14 protein-coding genes are annotated in these 22,408 nt (G+C 63.4%); 10 read left to right on the top strand and 4 right to left on the bottom strand.

All coding sequences use genetic code 11. The features are described 5' to 3' along the window. Positions 1–12: 12 nt before the first annotated feature. From GEV01_RS12780 to GEV01_RS12765, 4 genes are all read left to right on the top strand, one after another. The gene (locus GEV01_RS12780; RefSeq protein ID WP_152804798.1) at positions 13–810 is read left to right on the top strand and encodes a carbon-nitrogen hydrolase family protein; all 798 of its coding nucleotides are present in this window, start codon (positions 13–15) and stop codon (positions 808–810) included. A 40-nt stretch (positions 811–850) separates the two neighbouring features. After that, a complete protein-coding gene (tldD, locus tag GEV01_RS12775) occupies positions 851–2,311 on the top strand; it encodes a metalloprotease TldD (protein ID WP_152804796.1) in 1,461 nt (486 codons plus the stop codon). A gap of 257 nt (positions 2,312–2,568) precedes the next feature. Continuing rightward, positions 2,569–3,648: a 3-deoxy-7-phosphoheptulonate synthase AroG gene (gene aroG / locus GEV01_RS12770; RefSeq protein WP_070267395.1), complete on the top strand. Its 1,080-nt coding sequence runs from the start codon at positions 2,569–2,571 to the stop codon at positions 3,646–3,648. Between the two features lie 279 nt (positions 3,649–3,927). Beyond that, positions 3,928–6,846: a TonB-dependent receptor domain-containing protein gene (locus GEV01_RS12765; RefSeq protein WP_152804794.1), complete on the top strand. Its 2,919-nt coding sequence runs from the start codon at positions 3,928–3,930 to the stop codon at positions 6,844–6,846. 71 nt (positions 6,847–6,917) lie between these two features. Here GEV01_RS12765 and GEV01_RS12760 read toward each other — a convergent pair whose 3' ends face one another. Both GEV01_RS12760 and GEV01_RS12755 read right to left on the bottom strand, forming a co-directional pair. Next, positions 6,918–9,557 carry a TonB-dependent receptor gene (locus GEV01_RS12760; RefSeq protein ID WP_328595506.1) on the bottom strand — a complete coding sequence of 880 codons (2,640 nt, stop codon included), beginning with the start codon at positions 9,555–9,557 and terminating at the stop codon, positions 6,918–6,920. A gap of 474 nt (positions 9,558–10,031) precedes the next feature. Further along, a complete protein-coding gene (locus GEV01_RS12755) occupies positions 10,032–12,899 on the bottom strand; it encodes a TonB-dependent receptor domain-containing protein (RefSeq protein ID WP_235914346.1) in 2,868 nt (955 codons plus the stop codon). A 511-nt stretch (positions 12,900–13,410) separates the two neighbouring features. Between GEV01_RS12755 and GEV01_RS12750 the strand changes: the two genes are divergently transcribed. Genes GEV01_RS12750 through GEV01_RS12730 form a run of 5 tightly spaced genes read left to right on the top strand, consistent with a single transcriptional unit; the run spans position 13,411 to position 19,966 of the window. Next, positions 13,411–15,189 (top strand): ABC transporter substrate-binding protein, encoded by a 1,779-nt coding sequence (locus GEV01_RS12750; RefSeq protein ID WP_152804790.1) that lies wholly within the window; start codon positions 13,411–13,413, stop codon positions 15,187–15,189. Positions 15,190–15,191: 2 nt separating this feature from the next. After that, the gene (locus tag GEV01_RS12745; RefSeq protein WP_152804787.1) at positions 15,192–16,130 is read left to right on the top strand and encodes an ABC transporter permease; all 939 of its coding nucleotides are present in this window, start codon (positions 15,192–15,194) and stop codon (positions 16,128–16,130) included. After that, positions 16,127–17,245 carry an ABC transporter permease gene (locus GEV01_RS12740; RefSeq protein WP_152804786.1) on the top strand — a complete coding sequence of 373 codons (1,119 nt, stop codon included), beginning with the start codon at positions 16,127–16,129 and terminating at the stop codon, positions 17,243–17,245. The genes GEV01_RS12745 and GEV01_RS12740 overlap by 4 nt, the downstream gene beginning before the upstream one ends. Next, complete coding sequence (locus GEV01_RS12735; protein ID WP_152804783.1) at positions 17,245–18,984, top strand: ABC transporter ATP-binding protein; 1,740 nt, start codon at positions 17,245–17,247, stop codon at positions 18,982–18,984. The genes GEV01_RS12740 and GEV01_RS12735 overlap by 1 nt, the downstream gene beginning before the upstream one ends. Positions 18,985–19,009: 25 nt before the next feature. Continuing rightward, positions 19,010–19,966 (top strand): VTT domain-containing protein, encoded by a 957-nt coding sequence (locus GEV01_RS12730; protein ID WP_152804781.1) that lies wholly within the window; start codon positions 19,010–19,012, stop codon positions 19,964–19,966. Here GEV01_RS12730 and GEV01_RS12725 read toward each other — a convergent pair. Both GEV01_RS12725 and GEV01_RS12720 read right to left on the bottom strand, forming a co-directional pair. Next, positions 19,963–20,466 (bottom strand): SET domain-containing protein, encoded by a 504-nt coding sequence (locus GEV01_RS12725; RefSeq protein ID WP_152804779.1) that lies wholly within the window; start codon positions 20,464–20,466, stop codon positions 19,963–19,965. The genes GEV01_RS12730 and GEV01_RS12725 overlap by 4 nt on opposite strands. After that, complete coding sequence (locus GEV01_RS12720; RefSeq protein WP_152804777.1) at positions 20,439–20,819, bottom strand: aggregation-promoting factor C-terminal-like domain-containing protein; 381 nt, start codon at positions 20,817–20,819, stop codon at positions 20,439–20,441. Before GEV01_RS12720 ends, GEV01_RS12725 begins: the two co-directional genes overlap by 28 nt. Positions 20,820–21,067: 248 nt before the next feature. Between GEV01_RS12720 and GEV01_RS12715 the strand changes: the two genes are divergently transcribed. After that, positions 21,068–22,093, top strand: a complete 1,026-nt coding sequence (locus GEV01_RS12715; protein WP_152804775.1) for a glucokinase — start codon at positions 21,068–21,070, stop codon at positions 22,091–22,093. Positions 22,094–22,408: the final 315 nt, after the last annotated feature.

Here is a 22,408-nt window from a genome sequence, read left to right as displayed (position 1 = left end):
AACGGGACAGCCATGAATACAGTCGCCGCAGTACAAATGATTTCCTCGCCGTCCGTGACGGAGAACATCGCCACCGCGCGCCGCCTCGTCAAGCAGGCCGCCGAGACCGGCGCCACGATGGTGCTGCTGCCTGAATACTGGGCCATCATGGGCTTGAACGACAGCGACAAGGTGGGCGTGGCCGAGCCGCTGGGCCGCGGGCCGATCCAGGACTTCATGTCGTCGCTGGCCAAGGAGCTGGAGATCTGGCTGATCGGCGGCACCTTGCCGCTGGCCTCCGACGACGCCGAAAAAGTCATCAACACCACGCTGGTCTACAACCCGCAGGGCGAGCACGTGGGCCGCTACGACAAGATCCATCTGTTCGGCTTCACCAAGGGCACGGAGTCGTACAACGAATCGAAGACCATCGTGCCGGGCAAGAACGTCGGCGTGTTCGAGGCGCCGTTCGGCAAGGTCGGCATGTCGGTCTGCTACGACCTGCGCTTCCCCGAGCTGTACCGCGCGATGGGGCCGGTGTCGCTGATCGTCGTGCCGGCCGCGTTCACCTACACCACCGGCCACGCGCACTGGGAAATCCTGCTGCGCGCGCGCGCCATCGAAAACCAGTGCTATGTGCTGGCGGCGGCGCAGGGCGGCAACCATCCGAACGGCCGCCGCACCTGGGGCCACAGCATGCTGATCGACCCGTGGGGCGCGGTCAAGTCCGTGCTGGCCGAGGGCGAGGGCACGGTCCACGGCGATATCGACCTGGTGTTCATGGACAGCGTCCGCCAGAGCCTGCCTGCGCTCAAACACCGGACCATGTGAACTCCGCTACAATTGCACCACACTACTAAAAGACACCATCATGAAGCCATTTGAACCGAATCTGTCCACCCTTGCCGTGGCGCGCGACATCCTGCTGACGCCGTTCGGACTGGACGAAGCCAAGCTGCTCAAGACGCTGGGCTCGATGTTCACCCACAAGGTCGACTACGCCGACCTGTATTTCCAGTTCACCAAAAACGAAGGCTGGAGCCTGGAAGAGGGCATCGTCAAGACCGGCAGCTTCTCGATCGACCAGGGTGTCGGCGTGCGCGCCGTCTCCGGCGACAAGACCGCCTTCGCCTACTCGGACGACATCTCGGAAGCGGCCCTGATGGACGCGGCCTCGGCCACGCGCACCATCGCCCGCGCCGGCGCCGGCAAGATCAAGGTGGCCGGCGCGATGACGCCGAGCGGCGGCCGCTCGCTGTACCTGCCGCACGATCCGCTGGTCTCGCTGGACGCGACCGCCAAGGTCAAGCTGCTGGAGCGCATCGAAAAAATGGCGCGCGCCAAGGACCCGCGCGTGGTGCAGGTGATGGCCAGCCTGGCCGGCGAATACGATGTGGTGCTGGTGGTGCGCAGCGACGGCGTGCTGGCTGCCGACATCCGCCCGCTGGTGCGCGTGTCGCTGACCGTGATCGTCGAGCAGAACGGCCGTCGCGAGATGGGTTCGTCCGGCGGCGGCGGCCGCTACGACTACGGCTACTTCAGCGATACGCTGCTGGAACAATACGCGACCGACGCCGTCAACTCGGCGGTGGTCAACCTCGATGCGCGCCCGGCGCCGGCCGGTCCGATGACCGTCGTGCTGGGGCCAGGCTGGCCCGGCATCCTGCTGCACGAAGCGATCGGCCACGGCCTGGAGGGCGACTTCAACCGCAAGGGTTCGTCGACCTTCTCCGGCATGATCGGCGAGCGCGTCGCCGCCAAGGGCGTGACGGTGGTGGACGACGGCACGCTGGCCGACCGCCGCGGCTCGCTCAACATCGACGATGAAGGCAACCCGACCCAGTGCACCACGCTGATCGAGGACGGCATCCTGAAAGGCTACATCCAGGACACCATGAACGCGCGCCTGATGAAGATGCCGGTGACGGGCAACGCCCGCCGCGAATCGTTCGCCCACCTGCCGATGCCGCGCATGACCAACACCTATATGCTGGGCGGCGACAAGGACCCGGCGGAAATTCTGGCCTCGGTCAAGAACGGTCTGTACGCGGTCAATTTCGGCGGCGGCCAGGTCGACATCACCAACGGCAAGTTCGTGTTCTCGGCCAGCGAGGCCTACATGATCGAGGACGGCAAGGTGACCTACCCGGTCAAGGGCGCCACGCTGATCGGCAACGGTCCGGAAGTGCTGAACCGCGTCTCCATGATCGGCAACGACATGCGCCTGGACCCGGGCGTGGGCGTGTGCGGCAAGGAAGGCCAGAGCGTGCCGGTGGGCGTGGGCCAGCCGACGCTGCGCATCGACGGCGTGACGGTGGGCGGCACGGCCTGAGCATTAGCTTATAGCCATAAACTACTTGCCAACCCGCGAACAATAGCGTTATAGTCATTTAAACACCCACGGAAACCCGTACATGACCTGCTTCTTCTTTACCGGCTACTTTTACTTTAGCAATTCCAACCCAAAGGCGGTGGAGTAGCGGCCGGTGCACGTAGAAGCAAAGACGAGTTCCAGCAAATTCCAAAAAACCGCCTCCCGAGGCGGTTTTTTTTTACCCATATTTTTTGATTCATCACCTGGAGAACAGCATGCCCCGTACCGATGATTTGCGCATCCGCGAAATGAAGGAATTGACGCCGCCGTCCCATCTGATACGCGAATTCGCGTGTTCGGAACAGGCCGAGCAAACCGCCGCTGACGCCCGCATCGCGCTGCACCGTATCCTGCATGGCCAGGACGACCGCCTGATGGTGGTGGTCGGCCCGTGCTCCATCCACGATCCGAAGGCGGCGATGGAATATGCGCGCCGCCTGGTGGTGCTGCGCCGCGAACTGGCCGGCGACCTGGAGATCGTCATGCGCGTCTACTTCGAGAAACCGCGCACCACCGTCGGCTGGAAGGGCATGATCAACGACCCGTACATGGACAGCAGCTTCCGCATCAACGACGGCCTGCGCATGGCGCGCGAACTGCTGCGCGACATCAACGAGCTGGGCCTGCCGGCCGGCACCGAATACCTGGACGTGATCAGCCCGCAGTACATCGCCGACCTGATCAGCTGGGGCGCGATCGGCGCCCGCACCACGGAATCGCAGGTGCACCGCGAGCTCGCTTCCGGCCTGTCGTGCCCGGTCGGCTTCAAGAACGGCACCGACGGCAACGTCAAGATCGCGGTCGAGGCGATCAAGGCGGCGTCGCAGCCGCACCATTTCCTGTCCGTCACCAAGGGCGGCCACTCGGCCATTGTCTCGACCAACGGCAACGAGGATTGCCACATCATTCTGCGCGGCGGCAAGACCCCGAACTACGACGCCGCCAGCGTCGATGAAGCCTGCAAGGCGATCGCGGCCCAGGGCCTGGCGGCGCGCCTGATGATCGACGCCTCGCACGCCAACAGCTCGAAGAAGCCGGAGAACCAGGTGCCGGTGTGCGCCGACATCGGCCGCCAGGTGGCCGGCGGCGACAACCGCATCGTCGGCGTGATGGTGGAATCCCACCTGGTGGCCGGCCGCCAGGATCTGGTGCCGGGCAAGGAGCTGACTTACGGCCAGTCGGTCACCGACGGTTGCATCGACTGGGACAGCAGCGTGCAGGTGCTGCACGACCTGGCCGCCGCCGTGCGCCAGCGCCGCCTCGCCACCCAGGCGGCCGAGGCCGCCGCAAAGTAAAATAATGTAGCGCCGTTACACTCTTGATACAAAGGGCCCCAATGGCTATATGGGGCCCTTTGTTTTTGCGGATTGCTATCAAGAGTGTTGTAAGAACCCCGAATGCATCACGAGTTCGATTGACCTTACCTTCTTGGCATGTTTTTATACTAAGCATGGATGGTGTCTTCGAACACCCTTCTACGTTAATTCACCTGTCCTGTTTTCAGCGCGACCCGTTGCCACCCCGGCAGCGGGCGTCGGACCGGTGCATTCAAAAAATAATATCGGAGGTAAGTCATGATTCAAGAAAGAGTGTTGTCGCGTTCATTGCGATTGATGTTTTCGGGCGGCGCCATCGCCGGCTTCGGTTTGCTGGCATTGCCGGCCATCGCGCAAGACGCCGCAACCGATAAGCAGCCCATCCAGCGGGTCGAGATCACCGGCTCGGCGATCAAGCGCATCGCCAAGGAGGGCGCGCTGCCGGTGCAGGTGCTGACCGCGGCCGACATCAAACAGAGCGGCGCCACCTCCGCGACCGATCTGATCCAGATGCTGCCGTCGATGCAGGGCTTCGTGCCCTCGTCCAGTTCGGTCAACGGCGGCGGCGCCGGCGTCACCACGGCCGCGCTGCACTCGCTGCCGTCGAAATACACGCTGGTGCTGCTGGACGGCCAGCGCATGGCGCCCAGCCTGCTCGGCAACGGCCAGGGCGGCGGCTACGCCGTCAACATCGAGAGCATCCCGCTGGAGGCGGTGGAGCGGGTCGAGATCCTCGGCGACGGCGCCTCCGCGCTGTACGGCTCGGACGCGATCGCCGGCGTGGTCAACTTCATCCTGAAAAAGAACATGACCAAGGGCGAGGCTTACGCCACCTACGGCCAGCCGCGCGCCTCCGGCGGCAAGTGGAACAGCGCCGGCCTGACCAAGGGCTGGGGCGATCTCGACAACGACAAGTTCAACATCCTGTTCTCGTACAGCCACGACGAGCAGCAGCGCATCACGGCGCTGCAGCGTAGCTTTTCGGCGCAGGGCGCGTTCTTCAAGTTCAACAGCGGCGGCAAGCAGTACTGGTTCGACCAGCGCACCGCCAACACCGAACCGGCCAACGTCTCGTTCAACGTGCGTCCGCGCGGCTCGGCCGACAGCGTCGCCACGACCGGCGTGGCGATCAATCCCTACCAGATCGCCAACGGCAATTGCGGCGGCCCGCTGGCCGGCCCGCTCGATACCCAGTGCGGCTTCAACTACGGCGCCACCGTCGAGGATGTGCCCGGTTCGCGGCGCGACAGCGGCCTGCTGAAGGGCACCTGGCAACTGAACGACGACACCCGCCTGTGGGGCGAACTGGTGTTGTCGAGCTATTCGATGACCGCGCAGTACGCGCCGTCCGCGCAGCCGATGGGCGTCAATTCCACCGACCGCTTCCCGCAGCTGTATGCGCGCTACATCCAGCCCTACCTGGACGCCAACAACCTGGAGAATCCCACCGGCGACGGCACGCTGGGCTACCGTTCGGTGCTGGTCGGCGGCCGCGCCGACGAATACATCACCGACGCCCGACACTTCGCCGTCGGCATCGACGGCAACGCCTGGGGCTGGGCTTACAACGCCAGCGTGATCCTTTCGGAAAGCAAGATCAAGGATAACGCCTACGGCGGCTACACGGACTTCGACAAGCTCAACGCGCTGGTGGCGTCCGGCGCCTACGATCCGGTGATGGGCAGCGGCGCCGACCAGCTGCGCGGCGCGCTGGTCAACGGCACCACGTTCTCGACCAACACCTCCAAGCTGAACACGCTGCACGCCGGCGCGCAGCACGACCTGTTCAGCCTGCCTGGCGGCACGTCCATCATCTCGCTGGGCGGCGACTATTCGAAGACCCGCTACCAGATCGCCTACCATCCGACCATCCTGTCCAACTCCGGCTATTCGACCCAGCCGGCATCGGGCAACTATCCGGTGGGCGGCAACTACGGCCAGGTGCCGTTCGACGCCCGCCGCGACAACTGGGGCATCTACAGCGAGGTGCTGCTGCCGCTGGCGAAGACCTTCGAGGCCACCGTCTCGGGCCGCTACGACAGCTACGACAAGACCCACAGCGAGTACATCTTCGCCAAGCTGGCCGACGCCAGCGGCCTGCGGCCGCTGCTGCCGTCCGGCGAGGTCGGCAACTCGTTCAGCGCCGGCACCTACAAGGTCAGCGCGCGCTGGACGCCGGTCGAGAGCCTGCTGTTGCGGGCGGCCTACGGCACCGGCTTCAAGACGCCCAACATCAGCGACATCGCCGGCGCGCCGACCTTCTATGGCAGCACCGCCGGCAGCTACCGCTGTCCGTTCCCGGGATCGCCGGGTTGCCAGGTGGCGGCCCAGGCGCAGTACGATTTGCTGAACGGGCCGAACGGCGCCAGCGGCAGCGACGGCCTGCAACCGGAAAAGTCCAAACAGTGGACGCTGGGCGGCCGCATCGAGGCGCTGCGCGGCCTGTCGCTGGGACTGGATTTGTGGAACGTCCAGATCCGCAACCAGGTGCTGTCGGCCGGCATACCGGAGCAGGTGGGCTTCGCCAATCCGCAGCAGTACCAGCGCCTGTTCGTCAATCCCTATCCCGACCCTGCCGGCTACACCACGATCGCCTACATCCAGGCGCCGATCAATGGCGGCGTGGCGAATTACCGCGGCGTCGACTGGGACTTCAGCTACCGCAACAAGTCGCCGTTCGGCGACTGGAAGGCGGCCTGGACCGGCACGTATATGATCAAGCAGAACTACACCACAACCGCCGGCGGCGACATCAATTCCGACCTCGGCCGCTTCGGGCCGGACAACGCGGTGGTGTTCCGCGTGCAGAGCAACCTGGCGCTGAGCCTGACCAACGGCAAGCTGACCAACACGCTGACGGCGCACTACAAGTCCGGCTACCACGACCAGGCTTATCCGGCCGGCACGGCGATCTTCCCGGTCAATCCGGACGGCAGCCGCGGCAGCGATTCGGTGGACTTTGCCGGCTTGTGGACGCCGTCGTACACCACCTTCGACTGGCAGGGCAAGTATGACTTCGGCCGCTTCACGCTGACCGGCGGCATCAAGAACCTGTTCGACCGCAATCCACCGCTGACCTTGCAGAACGCCGGCGGCGGCAACCAGCTCGGCTACGACGGACGCTACACCGATCCGGCCGGCCGCGCGTTCTACATCACGGGCAACTACAAGTTCTAAGCGCCCAAAAGAAAGTGGCGATGCGCCGGCCGGGGCCGGGGCATCGCCACTGGGGCAGGAGCTAAACTAGCTTAGAAGGTGTAGCTGGCGCGGGCGTACAGTGCGCGGCCGACCGGATCCGTGTAGCGTGGATCGTAACCCTTCTGGAACAGCGTACCCTGGTTCGAGAACGGTGGTTCCTTGTCCAGCAGGTTCTTCACGCCGGCGGTCAGGCTCAAGCCCGCGAAGCCGGTGTAGGTGCCCGACAGGTTCCACAGCGAGTACGACGGTACCGAGTTCTTGAACTGAGGCGCGATGTCCAGGTTCTGGTCGGTGTAGCCGGACTTGTACGACTGGGCCAGCGTGGCGCTCCAGGTGCCCAGGCGCCAGTTCAGCGCGGCGTTGTGCTTCCAGCGGAACACCGGATTGTTGGCGGCGTAGCGGCCGACGTTCTGGATGAATGGACCGTCGCGCTCGTCCTGGTACTCATACTTGTGGACATAGGTGCCGTCCACGGTCAGCGTGAAGTTGCCATAGCCGGTGGTGCCGGAGCGCAGCGTCAGGCTCATGTCGACGCCGTCAGTGTTGACCTTGCCCAGGTTTTCCTTCAAGTCCAGGATGGCGTAAGGCGAGCCGTCCGGATTGCGCAGGAAGCGTTCCTTGTACTTGGCATAGTCGCCGTAGATGGCTTCTTCCGGCAGCGCGTTGATCTTGTCCTTCAGGCGGATGTTCCAGTAGTCCAGCGCCAGCGTGACTTGCTGGACAGGCTCCAGCACGACGCCGACCGAATAGGTCTTGGATTTTTCCGGGCTCAGGTTGGCGTTGCCGCCTTGCAGCTTGAACTGTTGCAGGTCGCAGTCGCGCAAAGGATTGGCGATCGGGTTGGACGACAGCACGCCGCCCGGGCACAGGACCGGATCGTTATACGAGTTGTTGGTGTCGTTCTTCGAACGCGGCGCGTTTTTCTCGAACAGCGTCGGCGCGCGGAAACCGGTCGAGGCCGAGCCGCGCAGCAGCACCTGCTTGGTCGGCTGGTAACGCACGCCCAGTTTCGGATTGGTGGTGCTGCCGACGTCGCTATACTTGTCGTAGCGGGTCGCGAACTGTACTTCCAGGTCCTTGATCAGCGGCATGTTCAGTTCGCCGAAGACCGCCTTGATGGTGCGGGAACCGTTGGTCGATTGCGAACCCGACAGGCCGGAGCTGGCGGCCTGGCCGGCGATGTCGCGATTGACGAAGAAGTCCGCTTCTTCGCGGCGCAGTTCGCCGCCGACCGCCACCGCCAGCTTGCCGCCGCCGAGGTCCATCAGTTCGCGGCTGGCCTTGGCGTCGATGCCGGTGTTGCGGGTCTTGCCGCTCTGGACCTGGCCGCGCAGCGCGGTGCTGGCCAGGTAGGTCTTGCCGGCCGCGTCCTGCAGGCCGAACGGGTTCAGGGTGCCGTTGAAGACGCCGGCGGCGAAGCTTTCATCGCGTACATAGCCGCCGGTGAAGTATTCCGCCGAACGGCTTTCGGACAGCGTGAAGCCAGTCTTGTAATCCCAGTCCTTGAACAAGCCTTCGGCGGCGATGCTGAGGCGGTCGGCCGCGCCCTTGGAATTGATTTCGCGCTGGCCAGCTTCGGTTGGGCGCCAGTTGACCGACAGCGGGTCGCCCGACAGGCCCGGCATGGCCGGCACGCCGCCCGAATTGCCCGGATAGTATTTGCTCGATTTTGGCAGGATCAGGCCGGTTTGCGGCGGCGGCGCGGTGTGCGACACCACATCGTTTTCCGAGTGCAGGTATTCGATCGACGCCTGATGGTCGTTATTGATCTTGAAGGTGGCCTTGCCGAAGAAGGCGGTCTGCTTTTGCGCCGGCAGATCGTCGATCAGGCGGGTGTAGTCTTCGCGGCAGGTGCCGTTGCTGGCGCGCGGCACGGACAGCGGCGCGTCGCAGCCCTTGGCGAAGCCGGGATTGCCGGCGGCGCCCGAGGTCGGGTCGAAGTAGTTACCCGGGTAGGTGGTGCCGGAGGTCAGGTTCAGACCGCGCTCGGGGATCACGCCGGTTTTCGAGAACTCGCGCTGTTGCGAGGTCAGGATGTCCAGCTTGTGATAGTCGAACACGCCGAACACATTGTAGCCGTCCTTCTCCAGGTCGCCGAAGCCGCTCGACAGATTGACGCGGTGCTCGTCGGCGCCCACTTTGCGCGGCGCGATGATTTCGCCCGTGATGGTGGTGGTGGTGACCGAGCGTTTGGTGATGAAGTTGATGACGCCGCCGATGGCGTCGGTGCCGTAGATGGCCGAAGCGCCGTCGCGCAATACCTCGACCCGTTCCAGCGCCGAGACTGGAATGATGTTCAGGTCGACGCTGGCGCCGTCATACGGGTGGTTGGCGATGCGGCGGCCGTTCAGCAGCACCAGGGTTTTGTCGCCGCCCAGACCGCGCAAGTCGGCGCTGGCCTGGCCGCCCGTGGGCAAGCCGCTGCTGTTGCCGCCGACCACATTGCTGGAGCCAAAGCTGGAGCTGTTCGAAGGGATGCGGTCCAGCACTTCCTGGGCCGTGGTCAAGCCTTGCTTGACGAAATCGTCCGCGCGGATCACCGTCAGCGGGTTAGCCGTTTCCGATACCAGGCGCTTGATCGAGGAGCCCGTCACTTCGACGCGCTGGATCGGCTGGTCGCCGGTTTGGGCTTGCGCCAGCGGAGCGCTCAGGCTCAGTCCCAGCAAACCGCCGACGCATGCCAGACGCACGGATCGCGCCACTACTGTTTCAACCATCATTATTTCTCTCTCCCTTGTGAAAACAATGAACACCAAGTCGTTTGTAGGTCTTATGTAAAGAGTCCGCATGGATTCTTTACTCAATCATCAGAGCATCCGGCCGTCTTTGCTGTCAACGCACAAACATTTATTTATGAACAAAATTTCATGCCGGACCTTGGGTCAGGTGATGCACCAAATTCGTGCAAAAAACACTCTAATTTGGTGCATGCTGACTTGGCATGTATAAAACATTGTGAATTTGGTAAAAAGAAGGGAAAGTATTGAGGTGCCGTCGTCGGCTTGCAACATGGTGGTGCCGGCGCCGAACCATGGGCCTGGTTTGGAACGGTAACTGAACGTTACATTAATGCCACAGTTGTCGCGGCTCACAACGCAAAAAGCCCCGTCTTCCGAAAAAGACGGGGCTGCAAGGTCATGCGCTTTCGGCCGGAGGCCGGAGGCTTAGAACTTGTACGTCGCGGTCAGGTAGAAAGTGCGGCCCAGCGGATCGGAGTAGCGGCCGTCGTAGCCCACTTGATTGCCGCCGCCCGAGTTACGTACCGAGAACGGTGGATCCTGGTCCAGCAGGTTCTTGATGCCGGCGGTCAGGGTCAGGTTCTTGATGTAGTTGGCCTTGATCTGGTAGTCGACGGTGGTGTACGACTTGACGTCGCGCTCCATGCCGGCCACGCCGCCGATGCTGCCGTCGGCGTTGACCACGCGTACCGCTGCGTCATCCGCGGTCAGCACTTTGTCGTGGTAGCCGGAACGGTAGTTCACGGTCAGCGAGTTGCTCAGCTTGTCGGACGTTTTGAGCGCGAACACCACTTTCGAGATGACGCGGAACACCACGTCGTCGTAGGAGTCGAAGCGGCCGATCGATTTCTCGGTACCGACGCCAGGCACATCCTGCTCAGCCTTGAGCATGTAGGTACCGGTCCAGTTCACGCTGGCCTTGCCGATCGGCGTGGCGGTGCGGAAGGTGGTGTCCCAGTCCAGGCCGCGGAAGTGCGAGGAGGCCAGGTTCATCGGTGCGCGCACGGCCACCAGCACGTTGCTCTTCTGGATAGGATCGGCGTACACCGCGATCCACTGGTTGGCCAGGACCGGATTGGTGAACAGCTGGTCCTGCGAGAAGGTGCGGATCTGGTTCTTCAGCTTGACGTCCCACATGTCCAGGCCGAACGAGACCATGCTGTTAGGCTCCAGGCGGAAGCCGACGGTTGCCTGCTTGGATTCCTCGGCCTTCAGCGCGCCGGCGCCGGTGGCAGGGTTGCCGCTGTCGAGCAGGCCGTATTCCGACGAGCCCGGACGGCAGTAGACGAAGCGCGGATCGGTGGCGGTCTTGATCGGGCACGGGAAGGCGTTCGACGAGCCGGCGTTTTTCAGCGGATCGGCGATGTTGTTCATGGTCGGCGCCTTGAAACCGGTGCCGTAGGAGCTGCGCAGCAGCAGCTGCTGGGTCGGGGTGTAGCGCACGGCCAGCTTGTAGGTGGCTTTGGCCACGTCTTCGCCGACCTTGCCCGACGGCGAAGCCTTGCCGGTGGCGTCGTAGCTGACGTTTTTCTTGTCGACGGCGGCGTAGCTGTCGTAGCGTACGGCGGTGGTCGCTTCGAGGTTCTTGGCGATCGGCATCAGCAACTCGGCGAAACTACCCCAGTTGTTGCGGCTGGCGTCGAGTGCCTGCGAGCCGGTGCCGCCGCCGATTTCCACGTCGGTCCAGCCTGGATTGCCGGCGCCAGGGCCCATGGCGATGCGCGCCGGGGTGTCCTGGTAGGTCTGCTTGGTGAAGTCGGCACCGACGCCCAGTGCCGCAGCGCCGCCCGGCAGGTTGAACACTTCGCGCGAAGCGTGTGCGCTGATGACGTCGATCTTGGACTTGGTCACGTCCAGTTCCTGGTGCAGCACGGCCGGGGCCAGCAGTGCGGCGGCGCCGGTGCTGGAAACGAAGGGATTGTAGACGCCGGTGCGGACCAGTTCTTCGAACTTGTCGCCGCTCATGTAGCCGGCCATGGCGCGGTCGGTCTGCTTGTTTTGCGAATGGGTGAAGGCGCCGCCGACATCCCAGCCCGCGTACGAGCTGTCGATGCCCAGTACGAAGTGGGCCGCGTCGGTGCGGTATTCATCGGTACGGCCGCCGGCGTCGGCGCCGCGGTAGTACCACAGCGCGTCGGTGACGTCGTTCGGGTTCACGCCCTGGCCGGCCAGCAGCGGCACGATGCTCTTGTTGTAGGCGCCGATGTAGCTGTTATTGACGGTCTTCACGCCCGACACCGGATCGGTGCTGAACACGGTCAGCGGCTGGGCTGCCGGCGCGTAGCGCGCGGTGTTGGTGAACTTCGACAGCACCAGTTCGCTGAACACGGTGGTGTCCTGGCCGAGGCGCTTGGTGGCGGATGCAAAGATGCTGTCGCGCTTCAGTTCAGGCAGCAGCTGGACCGTGGAAGCATAGTCGAAACGGCAGGCGCCGCTGCGCGAGAAGGTGTGCGGCTGGGTGCAGGAACCTTTGTTCAGCAGGTCGGTGTTGAGCACGTCGTCGTCGTCGGCGGTCACGACTTCGACGTTGGCCGGGGTCGAGTTGATACTGGTTTGCCAAGTCGCGTACTGCTTGCCGTTCTGGGTGAATTTGTGCACGCCGGAGTTGGCGAAATCGCGCTGGCTGGCGTTCAGTTCCTTCTGCTCATCGTGGCTGTAGGCCAGCAGCACGTTGTAGCCGTCGGCTTCCAGATCGCCGAAACCTTTGGAGATGGAGATGTTGCTGCTCTTGCCGCCCGATTTCTGCGGCGCGTTGAGGGTGCCTTCGACGGTCAGGTCGCGCTGGTTCTTTTTCAGGATGAAGTTGACCACGCCGGCGATCGCGTCCGAGCCGTACAGGGTCGAAGCGCCGTCGGTCAGGATCTCGACGCGTTCGACCGCCGACAGCGGAATGCTGGCCAGGTTGACCGCGCTGCCGGTGCCGTAAGGCGCCATGCGGCGGCCGTTCAACAGTACCAGCGTGTATTGGGTGCCGATGGCGTGGATCGACGCGGTTTGCACGCCGCCGCCGCCGCCGTTGACCGAGGTCGAGGAGGTGATGAAGCCCTGCATCGATGGCAGTTGCGCGACCAGGTCGGCAACGTTGTTGGCGCCGCTCTGTTCGATGTCGGCGCGGGTCAGCGTCTGGACCGGCAGCGAACCTTCCTTGGCGATACGTTTGATCGACGAACCGGTGATCTCAACGCGGGCGACATTGTCGCTGTCGCTGGTCTGCGCGAACGCCGCATGCATACTCAGGGCCAAGCCGCCGGCGCACATCAGGCGTACGGAGCGGGACAATACAGTTTCAACCATCATTATTTTCTTGCTCCCAATTGAAAACGGTAAACACAGGGGTGTGATTTGTTTTTTTTATCGGCGATGCCATGCCGTCTGAAAAAAACACCAACGTTCTTTTCGTCTTTTCATCAGATCACCCGGCGACATCGACTGTCAACGTACAAACTACCAAGGCGATAGCTAAAGATTATTATTTACTTTGTAACAATAATGATCCAAAAAAGGATGTGAAAACGCTCTAATTTGGTGCGTTCAGCAAAAAAACGGTGTGTAACATTGATTTAGTATCAAAAAAGAAGGGAAAATCTTGTGACTTCGTCGGTTGCATGCAACAAGTTGGTGCAATGCAATTTCATGAACCTGCATTCATGCCACTACATGGCGTTACATTTATGCGACATGAAGCGGTGTATCGGGTTCGCCGCGCCCGCGCCGGCATATTAGTCATTCGCTATCACGTGGCCCATTTCGGCTGCGGGCGATTTGTTGTATTGTTCAGGCACTTATCAGCGGCCAGAGGACGCGTATGCAGTGCATCAAATTCGCCGCCGCCTTGAGTGCCGCCTGCTGGTCGCTGGCGGTGCTGGCGGCGCCGCCGGTCAAGACGCTGCGCTACATCCTGCCGGCGGCCGAGGCCAGTTTCGACCCTGCGCTGGGCCGGGACTTATATACGGGCCACATCACCGAAGCGATCTTCGAAACCCTGTACACCTACGACTACCTCGCGCGCCCGGTCAAGCTGGCGCCCGAGACGGCGGCGACCCTGCCCGAGGTGTCGGCCGACGGCAAGACCTATCTGATCCGCCTGAAGCCGGGCGTGCACTTCACGCCCGACCCGGCCTTCGGCGGCAAGCCGCGCGAGCTGACCGTGGCCGACTACGTGTATTCGTGGAAGCGGCTGTTCGACCCCAGGCTGGCCTCGCCGAACAGCTGGCTGTTGGAAGGCAAGGTGGTGGGCCTGGACGTGCTGGCCGAGCAGGCCAAACAGACCGGCCGCTTCGACTACGACGCGCCGGTGGCGGGCCTGGAGCAGATCGACCGCTACACGCTGCGCATCCATCTGACGCACAGCGATTTCAGCCTGGGCATGATCCTGGCCTACGAGCCGATGGCGGCGGTGGCGCGCGAAGTGGTGGAGAAGTACGGCGACAGCAAGGGCGAGGTGGCCGGCCATCCGGTCGGCACCGGCGTCTACAAGCTGGGCCAGTGGATACGCGGCAGCCGTATCGTGCTGGAGGAGAACACCGGCCACCGCGCCGAGCAGTGGAACTTCGAACCCAGCGCCGAGGACCGCGCCGACGACGAGCGCATCATCCGCCAGATGCAGGGCAAGAAGATCCCGCAGATCGGCCGCATCGAGATCAGCATCCAGGTGGAGGACCAGTCGCGCTGGCTGTCCTTCACCAGCGGCGAGGCCGATCTGTTCTGGCTCGACGGCCCGCTGTCGCCCAAGGGCCTGATCGACGGCAAGCTGCGGCCGGAGCTGGCGGCGCGCGGCATCCAGCTGTCGCGCATCGTCGATCCGGTGCTGACCTATTACTACTGGAATATGCGCGATCCGGTGGTGGGCGGCTTTGGCAAGGAGAAGATCGCCCTGCGCCGCGCGATCGCGATGGCGCACGACGTCGACGAGGAAATCCGCCTGGTGCTCAACGGCGAGGCGCGGCGGCTGGAGTTCCCCATCCCGCCCGGGGTGGAAGGGCACGATCCCGGCTACCAGGGCCTGCTGCGCTACGATCCGGTGCTGGCCAACCAGCTGCTGGACCGCTACGGCTACAAGAAGGGCGCCGACGGCTGGCGCACTCTGCCGGACGGCAAGCCGCTGCTGATCCACTACACCTCGCGCAACGAGGCGGCCGGCGTGCTGATGGCCGAGCTGTGGCGCAAGACTTACACGCGCCTGGGCATCCGCATGGAAAACCAGCGCATGATCTTCAGCGACATCCAGCAGGCGGAACTGCTGTGCAAGCTGCAGACGCGCACCTACCAGTGGATGGCCGACTACCCGGACGGCGACAACTTCATGCAGCTGTTCTACGGCCGCAACATCAACCAGAACAACAACGGCTGTTACCAGGATCCGCAGTTCGACCAGTGGTACGAAGCCAGCCACGCCATGCCGCCGGGACCGCAGCGCGACGCGCTGTACCGCAAGATGGCGCGGCTGCTGGAAGTGCAGGCGGCGGCGATGCCGGCCTATTCGCGCTACCGCAGCATGCTGGCGCAACCGGCCGTGCTGGGGTATAAGAAGCATCCCATCCTGCATCAGGAATGGAAGTACATCGATATCGAGCGCAAGGACTAGAAATGTTGGCTTATATTGTGCGGCGCCTGTGGCAGATGCTGCCGACCATGCTGGGCGTGGTGCTGCTGGTGTTCGTGCTGTTCAACTGGGTGGGCGGCGATCCGGCCTACATCCTGGCCGGCAAGATGGCCAATGCCGAGAGCATCGCCAACATCCGCCATCAGCTGGGCGTGGACCAGTCGTATCCGGTGCAGCTGTGGATCTTCATCAAGCAGATCGCCAGCTTCGACTTCGGCCTCAGCTGGGCGACCGGGGAGCCGGTGTCGCACATCATCGCCACGCGGCTGGGGCCGTCGCTGACGGTGCTGCTGCCGCTGACGCTGCTGGAAACGCTGCTGGGCATCGCGCTGGCGCTGGTGGTCGCCTTCGTGCGCGGCTCGCTGACGGACCGGGCGGTGATGATCGCCTGCACCGTGGGCATGTCGATCAGCATCCTGGTCTACATCATCGTGTTCCAGTACGGACTGGCTTACAAGCTGGGCTGGTTTCCGGTGCAGGGCTGGGGCGAGAGCTTCTGGGAGAACCTGCTGCGCTACGCCACCTTGCCGATTTTGATCGGGCTGGCGGTGTCGATCGCGCCGACCTTGCGCCTTTACCGCAGCTTCGTGCTGGACGAGGTGGGGCAGGATTACGTGCGCACCGCGCGCGCCAAGGGTTTGAGCGAGCGGCGCGTGATGTGGGTGCATGTGCTGCGCAACGCGGCCATTCCCATCATCACGCATGTGATGGCCAACCTGCCGGCCCTGTTGATCGGCGCCTTTTTGCTGGAGCGCTTCTTCGGCATACCGGGCATAGGGCGCGAGGTGATACTGGCGGTCGAACGCAGCGACTTCCCGGTGATTAAGGCGATCACCGTGTACGTGGCTGCGGCGACCATGGTGTTCAATCTGTTGACGGATTTGATGTACCAGGCGGTCGACCCGCGGGTGCAGCTGACATGACGGCCGTCGTGCATGCCGGGTCGCCCGGACTGTGGCTGCTGGCCTGGCGGCGCTTGCGCGCGGACCGCGTGGCCATGGCGTCGCTGGCGGTGGTGTCGGCTTTCCTGTTGATGCTGGTGCTGTCGGCCAGCGGGCTGATCGTGGCGGACTGGGAGGCGGAGGTGGGGGTGAATTATGCGCCACCGGGTTTTGTGGGCGCCACCCCGGCTTCCAGCGAGACGGCTGCCCTTGCCGCGCCGACGCAGGCCTTGCCGGACAACCCTTTCGATCCGCTGGCCGACGATATCCGCGCCTTGCGCGCGCAACTCGCGCCCGCTGCGGCAGGGGCGGTGGAGATGTACGGCGTCGCCGATCCGCTGGCCGACGACCTGGCGCAATTGCGCGGTGCGACGGCTGCGGGCTCAACCGCGGCGACCCAAGCTGGCGCTGGCCGGCGGCCGACGCTGCCGTTCGGCGGCGACAAGTGGGGCCACGACGTCATCAAGAAAACCATCAAGGGCGGCGAGACCTCCATCGTGGTCGGGCTGGTGGCGGCCTTGCTGGCGGTCAGCCTGGGCACCTTGTTCGGCGCACTGTCTGGCTATTGGGGCGGCGTAGTGGACGACTGCTTCAACTGGTTCTACAGCATCTTCACCGCCATCCCCTCGGTGCTGATGATACTGGCCGTGGCCGCCGTGCTGCAGCAGAAGGGCGTGCTGACCATCGTGCTGATCCTCGGCCTGACCGGCTGGACCGGCCCCTACCGTTTGATCCGCGCCGAATACATCAAGCACAAATCCCGTGAATACGTGTTGGCCGCCGACGCCATCGGCGCCTCGCACTGGAGCAAGATGTTCACCCACATCTTCCCCAACGTCAGCCACGTCGCGCTGGTGCAGATGTCCATCCTGGTGGTGGGCTTCATCAAGGCCGAGGTTATCCTCAGCTTCCTCGGCTTCGGCGTGCCGGTGGGCGTGGTGTCGTGGGGCAGCATGCTCAACGAAGCGCAGAACGAATTGATACTCGGCCGCTGGTGGCAGCTGACTGCCGCCGCCATCGCCATGGCGCTGCTGGTGACAGCCTTCTCGCTGTTCACCGACGCGCTGCGCGACGCCCTCGATCCCAAGGTTAAATGATGAGCGCTCAATCTTCCGATCGTCCACTGCTGGACATCAGCAATCTGCGTATCGCCTTTCGCAGCGGGCGCCGCGCCACGGTGGACGCCGTCAAGGGCGTGTCCTTCCAGGTGCCGCGCAACGCCACCGTCGCGCTGGTGGGCGAATCGGGTAGCGGCAAATCGGTCAGTTCGCTCGCCGTGATGGGCCTGCTGCCGGCCGACAGCACTATCATAGCCCCCGCCAGCCGCATCCTGTTCGACGGCCGCGACCTGCTGGCGCTGTCCGCAGCCGAACGCCGCGCCTTGTGCGGCAAGGAGGTCGCGATGATCTTCCAGGAGCCGATGTCGTCGCTGAACCCGGTGTTCACGGTTGGCGCGCAGATCGCCGAAGTGCTGCGCCTGCACATGGGCATGAGCGCGGCCCAGGCCCGGCGCCGCACGCTGGAGTTGCTGGACGAAGTCGGCATCCCCGATCCGGAGACCAGGATAGACGCCTATCCCAGCCAGATGTCCGGCGGCCAGCAGCAGCGGGTGATGATCGCCATGGCCATCGCCTGCGAACCCCGCCTGCTGATCGCCGACGAGCCGACCACCGCGCTCGACGTCACCATCCAGAAGCAGATCCTGGAACTGATCGCGCGCCTGCAAAAGCGCCACGCGATGGCGGTGCTGTTCATCACCCACGACCTCGGCCTGGTGTCGGAAATCGCCGACCACGTGATCGTCATGCGCCACGGCGAGGTGCGCGAGGCCGGCCCTGCGCGCGCGGTGCTCGAGCAGCCGCAGGACGGCTACACCAAGGCGCTGCTGCATTGCCGGCCGTCGCTCGATGCGCGGCCCTGGCATTTGCCGGTGATCGCCGATTACATGGCCGGCCCCCCGCCGCAGCGCTACGCCGGCGGCGACATCGCCGAAGGGCAGGGCGTCACGCCGCTGCATCCGCTGGAGCGCCAGCGCGGCAGCGGGCCGGACGACGAGCCGCTGCTGGTGGTGAACAACCTCAGCAAGAGTTTTTACCAGCGCGAAGGCTGGTTCGGAAAGCGCGAGTTTCAGGCGGTGAAGGATGTCTCGTTCACGCTGGCGCGCGGCAAGACCCTGGGCGTGGTGGGCGAATCGGGCTCCGGCAAGACCACCGTCGGCCTGACCCTGCTGCGGCTGCACCAGGCCAGCGGCGGCAGCGCACTGTTCGACGGCCGCGACCTGCTGGCGATGTCGGCGCGTGAATTCCAGGCCTACAAGCGGCGCATCCAGATCATCTTCCAGAACCCGTACGCCTCGCTGAACCCGCGCTTCACGGTCGGCCAGATCCTGCTGGAGCCGATGCGCATCCACCGCATCGGAGCAGGCGAACGCGAGCGTGTCGCGCTGGCCCACCAGTTGCTGGAAAAGGTTGGGCTGCCGGCGTCGGCCTTCCTGCGCTATCCGCACGAGTTTTCCGGAGGCCAGAGGCAGCGCATCGCCATCGCGCGCTGCCTGACGATGCAGCCGGAGATCCTGGTGTGCGACGAGTCCGTCTCGGCGCTGGACGTGTCGGTGCAGGCGCAGGTGCTGAACCTGCTGCAGGATCTGCAGGATGAGTTCGGACTGTCATACATCTTCATCTCGCACGACTTGTCGGTGGTGAAGTACATCGCCGACCAGGTGATGGTGATGCACCAGGGCGCGGTGGTGGAAATGGCCGATTCGGACCAGTTGTACCGCGATCCCCGGCACCCGTACACGCGGGCCTTGCTGGCCGCAATACCGCGTCACGGTTAAGCGCTTTTTAAGATAAGATATCCGTATGGCGAACTTAATCCTTTTATTGCAAGAATATGGCGTACTGATCGTGTTTGCGATCGTACTGGTTGAGCAGATCGGCCTGCCGATTCCTGCGTTCCCCTTGCTGATCGTGGCCGGCGCCCTGTCGGTCGATGGCGACAGCAGCTGGCTGGCCGTGCTGTCGGTCAGCGTGGTTGCCTGCCTGATCAGCGACTATTTCTGGTTCCGCGCCGGGCGCTACTACGGCAAGCGCATCCTGCGGCTGCTGTGCAAGATTTCCCTGTCGCCCGATTACTGCGTCAGCCAGACCGAAGACAATTTCAACCGCTGGGGCCCGAAGGCGCTGGTGGTGGCCAAGTTCATTCCCGGTTTTAACACCATCGCGCCGCCGCTGGCTGGCGCCATGGGCACCAGCAACGCTACCTTCCTCGGCTTCAGCATCGCCGGCGCCATCGTCTGGAGCGGCACCGGCATCGCCATCGGCGCCGGCTTCCACACCCAGATCGACCAGGTGCTGGAGATCCTGAGCACGATGGGCACCACCGCGCTGATCGTGCTGGGCGTGTTGCTGCTGCTGTTCGTCGGCTTCAAATATATCGAGCGCAAGCGTTTCCGTCAGTCGGTGGAAATCGACCGCGTCACCATCGACGAGCTGAAAAAGTTGCTGGAGCAGGGCAAGGAGCCGGTGCTGATCGACGCCCGGAGCGTCACGGCGCAGATGCTGGAGCCGGCCGTGCCGGGCGCGCTGCTGTTCAACGGCGGCGAGCCGATACCGGAGCTGGCGGCGCTGGCCAAGGACCGCCACATCATCGTCTACTGCAGCTGCCCGAACGACGTCACCGCCGCCCACGTGGCGAAGGAGCTGATCGGCCACGGCTACAGCCGCGCCAAGCCCCTGCATGGCGGCCTGGATGCCTGGAACGCCGCGTTCGGCGTGCCCCGCGAAGTCGACGAGGGCAATACGGCCTCGGTCGGTTAATCGCTGGCCCGAGGCTGGTCGGGAATCAGCCTCAGGTCGTCGTGATCGTATTGGTAATAAAACGTCCCATTTTGCCCCTGCTCATTGCGCATCCCCCGGATGACCAGCAGGGTGCTGTCGCGACGGAACTCGATGGGTTCCTTTGTGGCGTCCGGGGAGCAGCAAACAGTGAATGGCAGCCAAGTCACGTTTCCGCTGCGGGCATCCAGAATTACCCCCATTAAGCACTGCGCTCCGCAGCCCCAGGTACTCAGCACATAGCGGCCGGCAAAATTTACCGGCTGTTTCGCGGCTGCGCTCAGGCGGGTGCGAAATTCACGGTCGACCGTCGTGCGAAATATGGGTTTTGCTACGGGGCCTGTGTAGTTTTCGCTGGCAGGAAAGCGGGAGAATGGCGGAGCCTCCGCCCTCGCGTCCATGGCGGTCAGGGCAAATGCTGTTATGGTCAGTAAGTGGAATAGGGGCGTCATGGTTAATAATACCAGTGATGTCTTTGCCAAAATTTCCGGGCCTTGGCTGCACTATGATAGCGCTGACGGATATATCGGATGCCTCCCTGGCATTCTTCCACGTCGTTGCCGAACGAATCTGCCCCGTTCGGGTTTAGTTCATAGTTGTTTCTTAATAGCTGGAACAAGCCTCGCGCCGTAGAGTAGCTATTGCGCGCGTCAACTTTTCCACTGGATTCCTGCGCCATGATCCACAGCAGATCTTGAAACTGTGTGGTCGGAATTTTTTCCAACCGCATAGCTTCCCGCAGCGCGCTTTTGGACGACTCGGGAACCACCGATGGATCCCGTTCAGACGTATCTCCGTGTGCGACTCTTTTCTTGCGTGTGGCATGCGTGGTCATTCGAGCTCTCCCGTTCTGACAGTGAAGACTCAAGACTGACCGCATTTATCCCCGCCGTTTTGAGACCGCTCAACCGTAGTCCAGCCCGCAATATTGCTCCTAAAAATCGTAGTCATACTACGTAAAAAATATCCCGCATTGTAATTTCATGTGGCAAAGCTGCTTCATGTGTACTAAAACTACAAACTTCGCTTGCTTCTCTGCGTGAAAATACCTTAAGCTTAGGCCTCAACTATTTTCGATCTATCATGACAGCTCAGTCCCTTCAAACGCCTCCCTCCCTGACCACTGCATTCCCAGGTGGCCCGCGTCTGCTGGCGGACATCGGCGGTACCAACGCGCGCTTTGCGCTGGAGACCGCTCCGGGCCGGATTGAAGCGATCGAAGTATTGGCTTGTGCCGCGTATCCAACCTTGGCCGCCGCCCTGGTTGCCTATCTGGCCTCGCCGACCGTCGCCCAGGCCGGCGTCACCGGCATCAGGAACGGCGCTATCGCTATCGCCAATCCTGTCACCGGCGACATGGTGCGCATGACCAACCACCACTGGGAATTCTCGATCGAGGCGCTGCGCCGCGAAGTCAACTTCGACACGCTGGTCGTCGTCAATGACTTCACCGCGCTGGCGAGTTCGCTGCCGCAGTTGTCGGCCACCCAAAAACACCAGGTCGGCGGCGGTACCGCCATCGCCGGCACGCCGCTGGGCCTGATCGGCGCCGGCACCGGCCTCGGCGTCTCCGGACTGATCCCGGGCAAGGACGGCTGGACCGCGCTGCTGAGCGAGGGCGGCCACGTCACCTTCGCGCCGGCCAACGCCACCGAAGTCGCCATCCTGCAATTTGCCTGGAAAGAATTCGAACACGTCTCCGCCGAACGCCTGATGTCCGGCGCCGGCATCGAGCTGATCTACCGCGCGCTGGCCGACCATACCGACATGCCGGCCGAAAAACTGAGCGCCGCCGACATCTCGCGCCGCGCGCTGGCCGGCGAATGCACGCTGTGCGACGAAGTCATCGAGGCGTTCTGCTGCATGCTGGGCACCATCGCCGGCAATATCGCCGTCACGCTGGGCGCGCAGGGCGGCATTTATATAGGCGGCGGCATCGTGCCGCGCCTGGGCGCGCGTTTCGACCGCTCCGGCTTCCGCGCCCGCTTCGAGGCCAAGGGCCGCTTCAACAAATACCTGTCCGAAGTGCCGACCTGGGTCATCACCGCCGAATACCCGGCGTTTGTGGGCGTTTCCGCAATCTTGTCAGAAAGACTTGCTGCCGCGTAAGGCTAGTTACATTTCGATGAAGCCGAAACGCGCGTTTTGCCGTTTTATCAGGTACAATTCGGCTTGTTGGATGAAACGTCTTTGATCGGTCTCGTATGTTTTCGCCCGAAAACTGCGCCTGTCGGCCGCGTTTCACGTAGAAAGCGATGGCCTAGGCCGTTGCCGGCATGTCCCTCTCTCCCGCCTGGCGCGCATCGGCCCGGGCGTCGGAAAAACAGCTTCAGCGAGTTATTCCAGCAGGCAGCATCATTGATGCCAGCCATTGCCTCACTGAATGTGATTGATTTCTTTCTTGCATGAAAATGCAACCACAAG

It is taken from the genome of Rugamonas rivuli (assembly GCF_009380165.1).
In the GTDB taxonomy this organism is placed as follows: Bacteria; Pseudomonadota; Gammaproteobacteria; order Burkholderiales; family Burkholderiaceae_D; genus Rugamonas; species Rugamonas rivuli.
This window is presented reverse-complemented; position numbering and strand designations above follow the sequence as displayed.